This is a genomic window from Streptomyces odontomachicola (genome assembly GCF_039605595.1).
GTDB lineage: Bacteria > Actinomycetota > Actinomycetes > Streptomycetales > Streptomycetaceae > Streptomyces.
In genome coordinates, this window is the sequence record NZ_JBCFOK010000007.1 from 92897 (window position 1) to 107535 (window position 14639).

The 14639-nt window shown below is 71.4% G+C and carries 13 protein-coding genes; 7 read left to right on the forward strand and 6 right to left on the reverse strand.

Features of this window, described 5'->3' with window-relative positions; translation table 11 throughout:
* Positions 1–2: 2 nt before the first annotated feature.
* The 4 genes from uraD to ABEE00_RS14975 all read right to left on the reverse strand — a co-directional run bounded on the left by uraD (position 3) and on the right by ABEE00_RS14975 (position 3567).
* Complete coding sequence (uraD, locus tag ABEE00_RS14960) at positions 3–512, reverse strand: 2-oxo-4-hydroxy-4-carboxy-5-ureidoimidazoline decarboxylase (protein ID WP_345745947.1); 510 nt, start codon at positions 510–512, stop codon at positions 3–5.
* Between the two features lie 321 nt (positions 513–833).
* A complete protein-coding gene (gene gcl / locus ABEE00_RS14965) occupies positions 834–2615 on the reverse strand; it encodes a glyoxylate carboligase (protein ID WP_345745948.1) in 1782 nt (593 codons plus the stop codon).
* 324 nt (positions 2616–2939) lie between these two features.
* On the reverse strand, positions 2940–3308 hold the full coding sequence (locus ABEE00_RS14970; protein ID WP_345745949.1) for a helix-turn-helix domain-containing protein: 369 nt from the start codon (positions 3306–3308) through the stop codon (positions 2940–2942).
* Positions 3292–3567 (reverse strand): thiamine-binding protein, encoded by a 276-nt coding sequence (locus ABEE00_RS14975; protein WP_345745950.1) that lies wholly within the window; start codon positions 3565–3567, stop codon positions 3292–3294. Before ABEE00_RS14975 ends, ABEE00_RS14970 begins: the two co-directional genes overlap by 17 nt.
* A gap of 207 nt (positions 3568–3774) precedes the next feature.
* Here ABEE00_RS14975 and ABEE00_RS14980 point away from each other — a divergent pair, with 207 nt between their 5' ends.
* The 4 genes from ABEE00_RS14980 to ABEE00_RS14995 all read left to right on the forward strand — a co-directional run bounded on the left by ABEE00_RS14980 (position 3775) and on the right by ABEE00_RS14995 (position 8573).
* Positions 3775–4611 carry a TIM barrel protein gene (locus tag ABEE00_RS14980; RefSeq protein ID WP_345746189.1) on the forward strand — a complete coding sequence of 279 codons (837 nt, stop codon included), beginning with the start codon at positions 3775–3777 and terminating at the stop codon, positions 4609–4611.
* A gap of 115 nt (positions 4612–4726) precedes the next feature.
* Positions 4727–5629, forward strand: coding sequence for a 2-hydroxy-3-oxopropionate reductase (locus tag ABEE00_RS14985; protein ID WP_345745951.1), 903 nt, complete (start codon positions 4727–4729; stop codon positions 5627–5629).
* A 253-nt stretch (positions 5630–5882) separates the two neighbouring features.
* Positions 5883–7340, forward strand: coding sequence for a catalase (locus ABEE00_RS14990; protein WP_345746190.1), 1458 nt, complete (start codon positions 5883–5885; stop codon positions 7338–7340).
* A 402-nt stretch (positions 7341–7742) separates the two neighbouring features.
* Positions 7743–8573, forward strand: a complete 831-nt coding sequence (locus ABEE00_RS14995; protein WP_345745952.1) for a hypothetical protein — start codon at positions 7743–7745, stop codon at positions 8571–8573.
* A 43-nt stretch (positions 8574–8616) separates the two neighbouring features.
* On the opposite strand, the gene ABEE00_RS15000 is transcribed toward ABEE00_RS14995, so the two are convergent.
* Positions 8617–10278 (reverse strand): AMP-binding protein, encoded by a 1662-nt coding sequence (locus ABEE00_RS15000; RefSeq protein ID WP_345745953.1) that lies wholly within the window; start codon positions 10276–10278, stop codon positions 8617–8619.
* Positions 10279–10581: 303 nt separating this feature from the next.
* On the opposite strand from ABEE00_RS15000, the gene ABEE00_RS15005 reads away from it, so the two are divergent.
* The 3 genes from ABEE00_RS15005 to ABEE00_RS15015 all read left to right on the forward strand — a co-directional run bounded on the left by ABEE00_RS15005 (position 10582) and on the right by ABEE00_RS15015 (position 13460).
* Positions 10582–11697 carry an isoaspartyl peptidase/L-asparaginase family protein gene (locus ABEE00_RS15005; RefSeq protein ID WP_345745954.1) on the forward strand — a complete coding sequence of 372 codons (1116 nt, stop codon included), beginning with the start codon at positions 10582–10584 and terminating at the stop codon, positions 11695–11697.
* Positions 11698–11902: 205 nt separating this feature from the next.
* Positions 11903–12952, forward strand: a complete 1050-nt coding sequence (locus tag ABEE00_RS15010) for an endonuclease/exonuclease/phosphatase family protein (protein ID WP_345745955.1) — start codon at positions 11903–11905, stop codon at positions 12950–12952.
* Positions 12953–13034: 82 nt separating this feature from the next.
* Positions 13035–13460, forward strand: coding sequence for a RidA family protein (locus ABEE00_RS15015; protein WP_345745956.1), 426 nt, complete (start codon positions 13035–13037; stop codon positions 13458–13460).
* Positions 13461–13476: 16 nt separating this feature from the next.
* Here the strand turns inward: ABEE00_RS15015 and ABEE00_RS15020 are convergent, their stop codons facing one another.
* The gene (locus tag ABEE00_RS15020; protein WP_345745957.1) at positions 13477–14622 is read right to left on the reverse strand and encodes an XdhC family protein; all 1146 of its coding nucleotides are present in this window, start codon (positions 14620–14622) and stop codon (positions 13477–13479) included.
* Between the last annotated feature and the right edge of the window lie 17 nt (positions 14623–14639).

Consider the following 14639-nt stretch of genomic DNA (forward strand, 5'->3'; position numbering starts at 1 on the left):
GCTCAAGCTCCTTCTTCCGCAAGGCGGTTGAGGCGAATGCGGTTGATCTTCGTGAGCTCACCGCGCACGATCTCCCGCTCCTGTTCCGGGGAGTTGTCGATGCGGTTACGCACGGCGTCCCGCATCTGCTCCCCGGTCAGGCCGGTCGCGCAGATCAGAAAGACATGACCAAACTTGTCCTGGTATGCCAGGTTCAGTTCGAGCATCTCCTCCTTGAGCTCCTCGGAGGCCCCCGCCATCCCGCGCTGCTCGCGCGAGGAGGTCGGGTCGCCGGGCTTCGGCCGGCCGATCGGCGGGTGGCCCGCCATGGCCTGATCCAGGTCCTCGGCGGTCAGCTCGGCCATCGCGGCATCGCTCGCGGCGGCCAGCTCCTCCTCCGACGCGTACGGGCGCTGGGCGAGCACCTTCCCCACCCAGGAACCCGAGGCGCAGACCTCGGTGAGCGCCGCGCGGGCATCGCCCTCGCCGGCGGAGTTGAACCAGGTCAGACCTGATGCGTCAGACGAAGTCACGTGGGCCTCCGTGGCCGTGGTGCTGTTCGGGCTGGGAATAGCTAAGCCCCCCAAGAACCCTGAGTCAACAGTTTGTTGAAGATGCATGAACAGAAAAAACCCGCGCTTGAAACGCGGGTCGCCCCCGTTCCGGCCCGCTGCTACCCGGGCCGGAACGGAGGAGGTCATCGAGGGTTACCCATGAGTTACCCAGGGGTCGCGCGAGCCTCTTGAGAGGGGTGCTCATGGGGCGGCACTGAGGGACACGGGGAGCCCCGCGGCACGCATTGTCGGACGCATATGCCGGGGTCTCCCGCGACCGTGTGCCGCCCCTGAGCGGCCTCAGACCTTCAGCGTCCTGATGGCCGTGGGAGCGTGCTCGGGCTCCGTGGCGATCTCCTCGAATTCGTTCACGGACGCCAGGTCGCTGCCGCTCATCGAGATATTGGTGATCCGCTCCAGGATCGCCTCGACGACGACCGGGACCCGGTGCTCGGCGGCCAGCTTCTTGGCCTCCTCGAAGGCCTGACCCAGCTTCGCGGGGTCGGTGACACGCAGTGCCTTGCAGCCCAGGCCCTCGACCACCTTGATGTGGTCGACGCCGTAGACGCCCAGCTCCGGGGAGTTGATGTTCTCGAACTCCAGGTTCACCTGGAAGTCGATGTCCAGGTTGCGCTGCGCCTGGCGGATCAGGCCCAGGTAGGAGTTGTTCACCAGCACATGGACGTACGGGATGTTGTGCTGGGCGCCGACGGCCAGCTCCTCCAGCATGAACTGGAAGTCGTAGTCGCCGGACAGCGCCACGACCTCGGCGTCCGGGTCGGCCTTGGCCACGCCCAGGGCCGCGGGGACGGTCCAGCCGAGCGGGCCCGCCTGGCCGCAGTTGATCCAGTGCCGCGGCTTGTAGACGTGCAGCATCTGGGCGCCGGCGATCTGCGAGAGGCCGATGGTGGTGACGTACACGGCGTCCCTGCCGAACGCCTTGTTCATCTCCTCGTACACCCGCTGCGGCTTCATCGGGATGTTGTCGAAGTGCGTGCGGCGCTGGAGCGTGGCCTTGCGCTCCTGGGTCTCGGCGGCCCACGCGGAGCGGTCGGGCAGCTCACCGGCGGCCTTGAGCTCCCGTGCCACCTCGACGAAGAGCTCCAGCGCGGACTTGGCGTCGGACACGATCCCGAAGTCCGGGGCGAAGATCTTGCCGATCTGGGTGGGCTCGATGTCCACGTGGACGAACTTCCGGCCCTCGGTGTACTTGTCCAGCTTGCCGGTGTGGCGGTTGGCCCAGCGGTTGCCGATGCCGAGGACGAAGTCCGAGGCGAGGAAGTTCTCGTTGCCGTAGCGGTGCGAGGTCTGGAGGCCGACCATGCCGGCGTTCAGCTCGTGGTCGTCGGCGAGGGTGCCCCAGCCCATGAGGGTCGGGATCACCGGCGTACCGGTCAACTCGGCGAACTCCACCAGCAGTTCGGAGGCGTCCGCGTTGATGATGCCGCCGCCCGCGACGATGAGCGGGCGCTCCGACGCGGTGAGCATCTTCACCGCGTGCTCGACCTGCTTGCGGGTGGCGCGCGGCTTGTGCACCGGCAGCGGCTCGTACAGCTCGGGGTCGAAGTCGATCTCGGTGAGCTGCACGTCGATCGGCAGGTCGATCAGGACCGGGCCCGGGCGGCCCGAGCGCATCAGGTGGAACGCCTCCTGGAAGACGCCCGGGACCTGCGCGGCCTCCTTGACCGTCGTCGCCTTCTTGGCCACCGGCTTGGCGATGGCCTGGATGTCGACGGCCTGGAAGTCCTCCTTCTCGATCACAGCGACCGGGGCCTGCCCGGTGATGCAGAGGATCGGGATCGAGTCGCCGATGGCGGAGTAGAGCCCGGTGATCATGTCGGTGCCGGCGGGGCCCGAAGTCCCGATGCAGACGCCGATGTTGCCGGGTGCGGTACGGGTGTAGCCCTCCGCCATGTGGGAGGCGCCCTCGACGTGCCGGGCGAGGGTGTGGTTGATCCCGCCGGCGGCCTTCAGCCCCGCGTAGAACGGGTTGATCGCCGCTCCGGGCACACCGAACGCCTCGGTCACACCTTCGCGCTTGAGGATCTCAACGGCCGCGCGGGCGGCTGTCATTCGGGGCATCGCGCACTCCTGCTTCGCTACTTATGCGGGGACCCATCACGCGACTTCCACCGCGCGCCTTTCACCATGCGGAAGTCATGTTCTGCGATATGGAAGCAAGGTAAGCGCGGTGGCTGACGCCGTCAAGAGAGCAGCCGTCAAGAGAGCGCCTGTGCCGCTTCGCGCGATGACCGCCGGTGGGGTGCGCTTCTGCTTGCTTTCCGCTGCGGCGGGATGCGGGTGGGTGGTTGCGCCCGACTTGTGAGTGACGGCCCGCCCTACGGCGCTCCGCACGCAAAAAGCGCCCCGGCCGGAGGCCGGAGCGCTTTGGGGTGCCGAGAGGGGCTACTCGCCCTTCTCGCGGTTGAGGTAGTTGTAGACGGTGAAGCGGCTCACGCCGAGCGCCGCGGCCACGGTCTCGACCCCGTGCCGCACGGAGAACGCCCCCCGCGTCTCCAGAATCCGCACCACCGACTGCTTGCTCTTGCGGTCGAGCTCGGACAGCGGCATGCCGTGCCGCCGCTGGAGCTCCGCCAGGATGTGGTCGAGCGAGTCGGACAGGTGCGGCAACTGGACCGCCACCACGTCCTCGCCCTCCCACGCCAGCACGACGTCGTCGCCCTGCGCCTGCGACGGCGGCACCATCTGCCCGCCCATCGCGTCCACCAGCGGCTTCACCGCCGCGGCGAAGGGGTGGTCACCGGGGTCCGTCATCCGTCTTCCCCTCCCCCTCGCGGTCCACCACGTTGACCTGGAGCGACACCCGCGTCGCCCCGGCGGCGAGGGACTTGCGCAGCAGCGCGTCCACCGCCGTGAGCACCTCGTCGGCCGCCCCCTCGGCCGTGTTGCCGAACGGACCGACGTCCACCGCGTCCAGCTCGGCGCCCTGCACGACATCGCGGGCCACCAGCGCGTGCCCCGGTGGTTCCTCGAGATCGAACGGCTCTGTAGTGAACTCAACTCGCAATCTCACGGCGACAAACCTAACCGCTGTGCGGCGCCGCGCACCCACGGCCGCGGGGTCCGCCGGGTGTCCGAGGAGCAAAAAACGTCCGGCAAGCCTTGACAGCTCCCGTGACCTGGTAGCAATCTTCCATCACGTAGAAACTTACTTCCGTCATTCGGAATCTCCCGGAAAAACTCAGGAAGGGAGCGCGATCCCGTGGCCCCCCTCGCCGAAATCGGCAGCGCCGACTACCGGTTCACCGTCAACGCCTCGATCCTCTTCACCGAGCTGCCGCTGCTGGAGCGCCCCGCCGCCGCTGCCGCCGCCGGGTTCTCCGCCATCGAGCTGTGGTGGCCGTGGGTCGACGCCCCCGTACCCGAGCAGTCCGAGCTGGACGCGCTGCGCCACGCGATCAAGGACGCGGGCGTGCGGCTCACCGGGCTCAACTTCTATGCCGGACAGCTTCCCGGGCCCGACCGCGGCGCGCTGTCCATCCCGGGCGAGGAGTCCGAGAAGTTCCGCCGGAACATCGACGTGTGCGCCGACTTCGCGCAGTCCCTCGGCTGCACCGCGCTGAACGCCCTGTACGGCAACCGCGTGGAGGGCGCCTCGCCGCAGGAGCAGGACGAACTCGCGCTGGAGAACCTCAAGCTGGCAGCCCGGGCCGCCGACCGCATCGGCGCCGTACTGCTCATCGAGGCGCTGAACGAGCCGGAGTCGCCGAAGTGCCCGATCGTGAGCGCCCCGAAGGCGATCGAGATCGTGGACAAGGTGAACGCGGCGACCGGCCTCGGCAACGCCAAGTTCCTCATGGACCTCTACCACCTGTCCATGAACGGCGAGGACCTGCACCAGATCATCGACGCGTACGCGGACAAGACCGCGCACGTGCAGATCGCCGACAACCCGGGCCGCGGCGCCCCCGGCACCGGTGAGCTGAACTTCACCGACCTGCTGGGTCGGCTGCGCAAGGCCGGGTACGAGGGCTGGATCGGGCTCGAGTACAAGCCCGGCGACAACCCGAGCGCGAGCTCCTTCGGGTGGCTGCCCCAGCCGCTGCGCAAGGCGTGACCCAGCGCTTCGCGCACCCGTACCGCCGCACCTCGTGTCCCCGCTTCCCAGTCCGTCCGTCAGGGCGTGGAAGAACCACCGCACTCAGCCTCCGGACCCGAAAGGCAAGACCCTCATGAGCTACACCGCGGACAGCACCAAGGTCGCGTTCATCGGCCTCGGCATCATGGGCGCTCCCATGGCGCGCAACCTCGTCAAGGCGGGCTACGACGTCACCGCCTTCAACCGCGACCAGGCCAAGGTCGAGGCGTTCGTCAAGGACGGCGGCAAGGGCGCGGGTTCGATCACCGAGGCGGTCAAGGACGCCAACGTGGTGATCACCATGGTTCCCGCCTCGCCGCAGGTCGAGGAGGTCGTGCTCGGTGAGGACGGCGTGCTCGACCACATCAAGCCCGGCGGCCTGATCATCGACATGTCCTCGATCACGCCGCAGACCTCGGTGGACGTCGCCGAGGCCGCGAAGAAGAAGGGCGTGAAGGTCCTGGACGCCCCGGTGTCGGGCGGCGAGGCCGGCGCCGTGGAGGGCGTGCTCTCCATCATGGTCGGCGGCGAGCAGGCCGATTTCGACGAGGCGAAGCCCGTGCTGGAGGCCCTCGGCAAGACCATCGTGCTGTGCGGCCCGCACGGCTCGGGCCAGACCGTGAAGGCGGCGAACCAGCTCATGGTCGCCGTGCACATCGAGGCGCTGGCCGAGGCCGTGGTCTTCCTGGAGAAGTCCGGCGCCGACCTGAACGCGGCCCTCGAGGTGCTCGGCGGCGGCCTGGCGGGCTCCACCGTGCTGGCCCGCAAGAAGGACAGCATCCTGGCCGGCAACTTCCAGCCCGGGTTCAAGATCGACCTGCACCACAAGGACATGGGCATCGTCACCGACGCCGCCCGCAACGTGGGTGCGGCCGTTCCGGCCGGCGCGCTCGTCGGCCAGCTCGTCGCCGCGCTGCGGCAGCAGGGCGACGGCGGCCTGGACCACTCCGCGCTGGTCCGCTCTGTGCGCCGCCTCTCCGGCGTGAAGGTCGACTGACACCGCCGACCGACCCGCACGCTCCACGTACGTACCACCGGCCGGGGCCCGAGGGGGGCTTTGGACTCCGGGTGGCGGCGGCGCTGACACCTGTCCTGTCGCGCCCAGGCGTCGCCGCCGCCCGGTCATCTCTCAGCAGTCCGGCATTCAGCAGCCCGGCCGTTTTTCAACAAAGTGTTGACGCCTTATGAGGCGCTCCCTAGGCTCCAACATGCGGAAAATGCCTTCCGTATGGCTCGCACGAAAGGTCACCATGTCGAAGCCCACGCTGACCACCGAGTCGGGCGCACCGGTCGCCGACAACCAGAACTCCGCCACCGCCGGCGTCGGCGGCCCCATTCTGCTCCAGGACCAGCACCTGCTGGAGAAGCTCGCGCGGTTCAACCGCGAGCGCATCCCGGAGCGCGTGGTGCACGCCCGCGGGTCCGGCGCGTACGGCTACTTCGAGGTGACCGACGACGTCACCGGCTACACCAGTGCCCACTTCCTCGGCGAAGTAGGCCGCCGCACCGAGACGTTCATCCGCTTCTCCACCGTCGCGGACAACCTCGGCGGCCCGGACGCGGCCCGCGACCCGCGCGGCTTCGCCCTCAAGTTCTACACCGAGGAGGGCAATTACGACCTCGTCGGCAACAACACCCCGGTCTTCTTCATCAAGGACCCGCTGAAGTTCCCCGACTTCATCCACTCCCAGAAGCGCGACCCCTTCACGGGCAAGCAGGAGCCGGACAACGTCTGGGACTTCTGGGCGCACTCCCCCGAGGCCACCCACCAGGTCACCTGGCTCATGGGCGACCGCGGCATCCCCGCCTCGTACCGCCACATGAACGGCTACGGCTCGCACACGTACCAGTGGACGAACGCCGAGGGCGAGGTCTTCTTCGTCAAGTACCACTTCAAGACGAACCAGGGCATCCGCTGCCTCGACGCCGAGCAGGGCGCCAAGACCGCCGGCGAGGACCCGAACAGCCACCAGACGGACCTGCTGCAGTCCATCGAGCGCGGCGTGTACCCGTCCTGGACGCTGTACGTGCAGGTCATGCCCGCGGACGAGGCGGCCGACTACCGCTTCAACCCGTTCGACCTCACCAAGGTGTGGCCGCACAAGGACTACCCGCTGCAGCGCGTGGGCCGCCTGGTGCTGGACCGCAACCCGGACAACGTCTTCGCCGAGGTCGAGCAGTCCGCGTTCTCGCCGAACAACTTCGTGCCGGGCATCGGCCCCTCGCCGGACAAGATGCTCCAGGGCCGGCTGTTCGCGTACGCCGACGCGCACCGCTACCGGCTGGGCGTCAACCACACCCAGCTCCCGGTGAACGCGCCCAAGGCGACCGAGGCCCGCAACTACGGCCGGGACGGCTTCATGGCGTCCAACGCCTACGACCGGTACGCCAAGAACTACGAGCCCAACTCGTACGACGGCCCCGCCGAGACCGGTGCGGCGCTCTCCGCCCCGCGCCCGGTCAACGGCTACACGGGCAACCACGAGGCGGCCCAGCACTCCAAGGACGACGACTTCTTCCAGGCCGGCGAGCTCTACAGGCTCATGTCGGAGGAGGAGCAGAAGCGCCTGATCGCGAACATCGCCGGCGGCCTCTCGCAGGTCTCCCGCGACGACGTGATCGAGAAGTGCGTGGCCCACTTCACCGCCGCCGACCGGGAGTACGGCGAGCGCGTGGAGAAGGCCGTGCGCGAGCTGCGCGACGCGTGACCCGCGCAGGGCGGTGCCGCCGAGCCGCGAGGACGCGGTAGAGGCGAGGCGGCACCGCTCCGACGAGCGGCGCGACGGGCCCGATTGGGAGGTCGGCCCGACGCGCGGTCCCCGTACCGGCGATCCGCAGTGATGAGGGGTGGTCGCCGGTGCGGGGACACAACCATGTCCGCTTCCGTGAGCGCGGCGCCACACGGCGAGGACGTACGGTGAGGTCCGTACGGTGACATGGCCGTACGGCCGCGTGCGCACCGGATGCCGGAAGCCGCCGGATCGTGCAACGAAGGCCGACAACCCGCCGTTCGACTTCTTCTCCCCGCCGCCATCGGGGACGATACGAGGGGACGCCCCAGCGGTGCCCCGCACCCGTCGCGTACGTCCGAGCCCACTGGAGCCCGAACAATGGCCGAGAGCGTGCCCGTGCGCTGCCCCGTCTGCCGCCGCGAGCACTCCTACACGCCTCCGGTCTATCCGTGTGCCTGCGGGGCTCCCGTGACCCTGCCGGTGCGCGACGGCGCCGAGCCCGTGCTGGTCGAGCATCGCACCTGGGCCGGCTCCTGGGTGCGCGTGCGCTGCGGCTGCTGCGGTGCCGAAGCGGACTGGCCGCACCCCGAGTTGGGCTGCGGCTGCGGCGCGTGCCTGCATCTGCCGGTGGACCACGAGCGGCTGACCGCGGGCACGGGCGGCGAGCCGGCAGGACCCGAGTCGCCGGCGTTCCTGGACGGAACGCTGGAGGGCGGCCCGAGTGGCGCTCCCGCGCAGCGCATTGAGCGCGGCGCCGACGCACGCCCCGAGCGGCCGAAGCCTCCCGAGCCCGCGCGCAAGAAGCCGCCGGTGCGCCCCGCGCCGCCCAGGCCGCGGCCCGCCTTCCAGCCCGTGACCATCCGCACCGCGCAGGACGCGCGCACCGCGGCCGCGCAGTATCTGCGCTGGCTGGGGTACGCGGATGTGCGGATGACCGAGAAGCGCCCGGCCTCGGGAGTGGACGTGCGGGGCACCGGAGTGGTCGGGCACGTGGACCCGACCACCAGCCTCACCGCGCTGCGCGCCATCGAGACGCTCTGGCTGAACGGCCTCAACGAGACCGCCGTCGCCGTCTGCTTCTCCCTCGCCGGGTACGCGCGCGAGGCCCGCACCCGCGCCGACGAGCTGAGCGTGCCCCTCTTCGTCCTGGACCTGACCGGCACGCCCCAGCCCGTCAACGACGCGGCCGACGACCTCCTGCGCACGTAACGGCCGCGCGGGCGCCGCTACTTGTCGCGACGGCTCGTCGCCGTCACTTGTCGCGGTATTCCGTCGACGGGTTGCCCGCCGCGTGGTCCTTGAGCTGCACGCGGCGGATCTTCCCCGACACCGTCTTGGGCAGCTCGGAGAACTCCAGCACCCGCACCCTCTTGTACGGGGCGAGCGCGGCCCGCGAGTGCGCGAAGATCGCCTTCGCCGTGTCCTCGCCCGGCTCCCACCCCGCGCTCAGCACCACGTACGCCTTCGGCACCGCCAGCCGTACGGGGTCGGGCGAGGGAACCACCGCGGCCTCGGCCACCGCCTCGTGCTGGAGCAGCGCGCTCTCCAGCTCGAAGGGGGAGATCTTGTAATCGGAGGCCTTGAACACTTCGTCGGCGCGCCCCACGAACGTGATGTACCCGTCGGCGTCCCGCGCCCCGATGTCCCCGGTCCGGTAGAAGCCGTCCGCCATGACCTCGGCGGTGCGCTCCGGATCGCCGTGGTACCCGGTCATCAGCCCCACGGGCCCCGCCGACAGATCGAGGCTGATCTCCCCCTCGTCCGCGCCGGGCCGCCCGGTCGCGGGGTCGAGGAGGGTCACCTCGAAGCCGGGCGTGGGCTTGCCCATGGAGCCCGGACGGACCTCCTGGCCTGGGCAGTTGGCCACCTGCACGGCGGTCTCGGTCTGCCCGAAGCCGTCCCTGATGGTCACGCCCCAGTCCCGCCGGACGCGCTCGATGACCTCCGGGTTCAGCGGCTCGCCCGCGGCGACCACCTCGCGCGGGACCTTCTTGAGCGCGGTCAGGTCGGCCTGGATGAGCATCCGCCACACCGTCGGCGGCGCGCAGAAGCTGGTGACGCCGACCCGCTCCATCTCGCTGAGCAGCCGGTGCGCGTCGAAGCGGCTGTAGTTGTGGATGAAGACCGTGGCCTCCGCGTTCCACGGCGCGAAGAAGTTGGACCAGGCGTGCTTGGCCCAGCCAGGCGAGGAGATGTTGAGGTGCACGTCGCCCGGCTGGATGCCGATCCAGTACATCGTCGCCAAGTGCCCCGCGGGGTACGAGAGATGCGTGTGCTCCACGAGCTTGGGCAGGGCCGTGGTGCCCGAGGTGAAGTACAGCAGGAGGGGGTCGTCGGCGCGGGTCGGCCCGTCGGGGGTGAACTCCGCGCTCGCCCCGTACGCGTCCTCGTACGCCTCCCAGCCCGGCACCTCGTCGCCGCCCACCGCGATGCGGGTGTAACTCCCCGGCACGTCGGCGAACTTGGCGGTGTCCTCGCGCCGCACCACCACGTGCTTCACGCCGCCGCGCTCCACCCGGTCGCGCAGGTCGGCCGCGCCCAGCAGCGGGGTCGCGGGGATCACCACGGCGCGCAGCTTCATCGCGGCGAGCAGGGTCTCCCACAGCTCGGCCTGGTTGCCGAGCATCAGGAGCAGCCGGTCGCCGGCCCGTACGCCCTGGGCGCGCAGCCAGTTCGCCACCTGCGACGAGCGGCGGCGCATCTGGTCGTAGCCGATGCGGATCTCGGTGCCGTCCTCCTCGACGATGTGCAGCGCGGTGCGCTCGCTGCCCTCCGCGATCCGGTCGAACCAGTCCAGCGCCCAGTTGAAGTGCTCGGGCCGGGGCCAGCTGAACGCGGCGCGCGCCGCGTCGTAGTCCGTGCGGTGCCGCAGCAGGGTGTCGCGCGCAGACCGGAAGGCTTCGGTGGCCGTCATCTGTCCTCGTCCTCCTCGCTCGCCTCGGCAGCCCCAGTGACCTGGCGCCCCGGGGGTCATCCTGACACCCGTTCCTTCGTCAGTCGCCGGGTACGGCGCACTTCCGTTCCTTCGGTACGCGGGAGCGCCCCGTGGTGTTCCGTGCTGCTCCGGCGCGCTCCGGGGCACGGGGTGGCCGGCGGGGGCCGCCCTCCGTATGCCATCGCCGTCTGTCGCGGGGCGCGGAGCGCGGTTAGTGTGCCGCCGGTCGCTCCCCTCGGCCGGGCTCCCACTCCGGCCGGTACGCCCCCACCAGGAGGACATATGCGCACCCGTCCCCGACGCCTGCTCCTGCCCGCCCTGGCCGCCCTCGCGGCGCTCTCCGTCGCCGCGCTCGCCGCGCTCCCCGGCGGGCACGGGGCGGCTGCGGCCGACGGCTCCTCGCCGGCGGGGAAGGGGAAGCCGGACGCGCACCGCGTCGTGCTGGCCGTGCACGGCGGCGCGGGCACGGCGCTGGACCGGAAGACGACCAGCAACAAGGAGGCCCGGGCGTACCGTGACGGGCTGTCCGACGCGCTGCGCGCCGGGCGCCGGGTGCTGGACGACGGCGGCAGCAGCCTGGACGCGACCGAGGCCGCGGTGCGCGAGCTGGAGGACAACCCGCTGTTCAACGCGGGCAAGGGCGCGGTCTTCACGGAGAACGCCGACCACGAGCTGGACGCCTCCGTGATGCGCGGCTCCGACATGAAGGCCGGTGCGGTGGCCGGTGTGCGCAACGTCAAGAACCCGGTGTCCGCCGCGCGCAAGGTCATGGACGAGACCCCGCACGTGCTGCTCCAGGGCGAGGGCGCCGACGACTTCGCCGCGGCGCAGGGCCTCAAGACGGTCACCCAGGACTACTACTCGACCAAGCAGCGCTGGGAGGAGCTCCAGCGCGCCAAGGCGAAGGAGCGCAAGCAGCAGGGCAAGGACGACGGCGAGGACGTGGGGGCGCCGGGCTCCTCGACCAAGGGCACGGTCGGCGCCGTCGCCAGGGACGAGGACGACAACCTCGCCGCCGCGACCTCCACGGGCGGCACCACCAACAAGATGGCGGGCCGTGTCGGCGACTCCCCGCTCATCGGCTCCGGCACCTACGCGAAGAACGGCGTCGTCGCCGCCAGCGCCACCGGCCACGGCGAGACCTTCATCCGGGGCGCGGCGACCTCCACGCTGGCCAACCTCGTGGAGTTCGGCGGCAAGGACGTGGCGTCGGCGGCGTACGAGGTGCTGATCAAGCGGCTGCCGAAGCTGGGCGGCGACGGCGGGGTGATCGCGCTCGGCCCCGACGGCACCTTCGACGCGCCGCACAGCAGCCCCGGCATGCTGCACGGCTACCTCACCGAGGACGGCGACATGGTCACCAAGATCTTCCCGGACGAGACGCCGCGCAACAGGTGAGGGGGCGGCGCGGCTTGGGTGTGCGTGCGCTTCGGGTGTGCGTGCGACCGGGCCGTACGGGGGTTTCCCGCTTGGCCGTACGGGGGTTCGGCGGGCCGACACGGTATCGGCCATTCCGTGCCGCTCCGCGCGGTGATCGCGCCAAATGACCGGCGGGCGCGGGTCCTTCGGCGCACCGCGCGCGCGATGAGGCACCATCGGGGGTGTGCTGACGGGGGAAGAGAGCCACCACGGACTGCAGGCGCCGGACCGGCGCCGCGGCGGTCCGGCCGGTCTGCGAGGCGGGCGGCGGCCGCGCCGGCGACGGCTGCGCCTGCTCGCCTGGGCCGCCTGGCTGACCCTCGCGGGCATGAGCCTGCCGCTCGCCGCGCGCGCGGCCGACGCGGACGGGCCCACGCCGCTCCCCCAAGTCCTCGCGTTCCTCCCGTGGTTCCTGGTGCCGGGGTGGCTGGCGCTGCTGATCGGCGCGCTGGCCAGGCGGTGGGTGCTGGTGTGCGCCGCGGTGCTGGCGCTCGCCGCGACGGGGTGGTTCCTGCGGCCGTACGGGCCCGACGCGGCGTCGGGCGCCGAGGAGCGGGCCTCCGCGGCGCGCTTCCGCGTGCTGACCGCGAACCTCCAGTTCGGGGGCGCCACGAAGGACCTCGTCGACACCGTACGCAGGGAGCGGCCGCAGTTCGTCGCGGTGCAGGAGTGCGATCTGCGGTGCGCGGACGCGCTGCGCTCGGGGCCGCTCAAGGAGGCGTATCCGTACCGCATCATCATGGGCGCCGGCACCGACCGTTCATCCGACGGGTCGGCGCTGCTCAGCGAGTTCCCGCTGCGCGAGTCCGAGGCGGTGCGCGGGGAGATGGCGATGCCCGGCGCGGTCGCCGACGTGCGGGGGCGGTCCGTGCGGGTGCAGGTGGCGCATCCGATGCCGCCCGAGCCGTCGTCGCTGGGCACGTGGCGTACGGAGCTGGGGAGGCTGCGCGCCTTCGCCGCCGCGCGGGGTGACACGCCCACGCTCATGGCCGGTGACTTCAACTCCTCGCAGGATCACGCCGCGTTCCGCCGGATCCTGGACACCGGGATGCGGGACGCCGCGCGGCTCACCGGGCAGTCGCGCACGCCGACGTGGCCGTCCGGCGCCTCTCCGCTGGGCGCCCAGATCGACCACGTGCTGACGAGCTCGCCGATGACCACGGTGGACGCCCGCTTCCTGACCTTCCACGGGACGGACCACCGGGCGCTGCTGGCGGACATCCGCTTGTTCTGAGGCGTCTTGCTCGTCTCGTACGCCGTCGCGGCGCCGGAAAATGCGTGGCCCTCACCCCTCCCGTCCTGGAAGGGTGCCGGTCATGACGACCGCGCCCTCGCTCACCCGCCTCAACCCCTCCGGGCTGCACGAGACTCCCGGCTACCACCACATCACCATCGTCGAGGCGGGCCGGACGGCCCATCTCGCGGGGCAGTGCCCGCTGGACGCGGAGGGCGCGGTGGTCGCCCCCGGCGAGGCGCTGCCGCAGACCGACCAGGTCGCGGCGAACGCCCTGACCGCGCTGGCCGCGATCGACGCGGCGCCGGAGCAGGTGGTCCGCTCCGTGATCTACGTGGCGAGCACGGAGGAGGAGGTGCTGGCGGAGGTCTGGCACCGCTTGAACGCCTCGGCGCTGGCCCCCGCGTTCACCTCCGCGAGCACCCTGCTGGGCGTGGCGTCCCTGGGCTTCCCCGGCCAACGCGTGGAACTGGACCTGACAGTAGCCCTGGGCCCGTCCACGACCTGACGCCGCTGCAGGCGGTTCAGGCCGAGCGGGGCCATGGAGGCCGGTGCTCGTGGTGGATCGGGGTGTGGGCGCCGTGGAGGGGGCGGCCGGTGCCGCCGTGGCGCAGGGCCACGATCTCGGCGGCGATGGAGAGCGCCGTCTCCTCCGGTGTGCGGGCGCCCAGGTCGAGGCCGATCGGCGAGTGCAGGCGGGCGAGCTCCAGTTCGCCCAGCCCCGCCTCGCGGAGCCGGCGCAACCGGTCCTCGTGGGTCACGCGGGAGCCCATCGCGCCCACGTACGCCAACGGCAGACGCAGCGCCCGCTCCAGCACCGGCACGTCGAACTTCGCGTCGTGGGTCAGCACGCACACGACCGTACGGGCGTCCAGATGCGGGGCCTGCGCGTCGAGGTAGCGGTGCGGCCACTCCACCACCACCTCGTCGGCGTCCGGAAAGCGCGCGGCCGTCGCGAAGACGGGCCGCGCGTCGCACACGGTGACGCGGTACCCCAGGAAGCTCCCGGCCCGCGCCAGCGCGGCCGCGAAGTCGATCGCGCCGAACACCAGCATCCGCGGCGCCGGCACCCGCGTCTCCACCAGCAGCGTGACCGCGCGCCCGCACTGGCTGCCTTCCGAGCCGACGGTGACCGTGGCCGTGCGCCCCGCGTCGAGCAGCGCCGCGCCCTCGGCAGCGGCCGTACGGTCCAGCGCCGCGGGCCCGCCCAGCGACCCGGCGACCTCGCCGTCGGGCCCCAGCCACAGGGCGGCGCCCAGCAGCGAGGAGGGCCCGTCGGTGACCCGTACGAGTGCCGCCGTCTCCCCGCGGGAGGCGGCGGCGACCACGGCGGCCACCGTCTCCCGTACGGGCGAGGACACACGCACCGGAACCACCAGCACATCGATGACCCCGCCGCAGGTCAGGCCCACGGCGAAGGCGTCCTCGTCGCTGTAGCCGAAGCGTTCCGTCATGGCGGAACCGCTCTCCAGGGCCTCCTGGCACAGGTCGTAGACCGCGCCCTCCACACATCCGCCGGACACGCTGCCGACCGCCTCGCCGCCCGCGTCGACGGCGAGCGCGGCGCCCGGCTGCCGGGGCGCGCTGCCGCCGACGGCCACCACGGTGGCCACGGCGAAGTCGCGTCCCTCCGCGCACCAGCGGTGCAGTTCGGCAGCGATGTCCAGCATCTGTGTGCTCCTTAGCG

What these genes read in the sequence shown, in the direction of transcription:
- gcl (WP_345745948.1), bottom strand. Translation starts at nt 2,615, where the DNA reads ATGCCCCGAATGACAGCCGCCCGCGCGGCCGTTGAGATCCTCAAGCGC.
- ABEE00_RS14970 (WP_345745949.1), bottom strand. Translation starts at nt 3,308, where the DNA reads ATGACGGACCCCGGTGACCACCCCTTCGCCGCGGCGGTGAAGCCGCTG.
- ABEE00_RS14985 (WP_345745951.1), top strand. Translation starts at nt 4,727, where the DNA reads ATGAGCTACACCGCGGACAGCACCAAGGTCGCGTTCATCGGCCTCGGC.
- ABEE00_RS14990 (WP_345746190.1), top strand. Translation starts at nt 5,883, where the DNA reads ATGTCGAAGCCCACGCTGACCACCGAGTCGGGCGCACCGGTCGCCGAC.
- ABEE00_RS14995 (WP_345745952.1), top strand. Translation starts at nt 7,743, where the DNA reads ATGGCCGAGAGCGTGCCCGTGCGCTGCCCCGTCTGCCGCCGCGAGCAC.
- ABEE00_RS15000 (WP_345745953.1), bottom strand. Translation starts at nt 10,278, where the DNA reads ATGACGGCCACCGAAGCCTTCCGGTCTGCGCGCGACACCCTGCTGCGG.
- ABEE00_RS15005 (WP_345745954.1), top strand. Translation starts at nt 10,582, where the DNA reads ATGCGCACCCGTCCCCGACGCCTGCTCCTGCCCGCCCTGGCCGCCCTC.
- ABEE00_RS15015 (WP_345745956.1), top strand. Translation starts at nt 13,035, where the DNA reads ATGACGACCGCGCCCTCGCTCACCCGCCTCAACCCCTCCGGGCTGCAC.
- ABEE00_RS15020 (WP_345745957.1), bottom strand. Translation starts at nt 14,622, where the DNA reads ATGCTGGACATCGCTGCCGAACTGCACCGCTGGTGCGCGGAGGGACGC.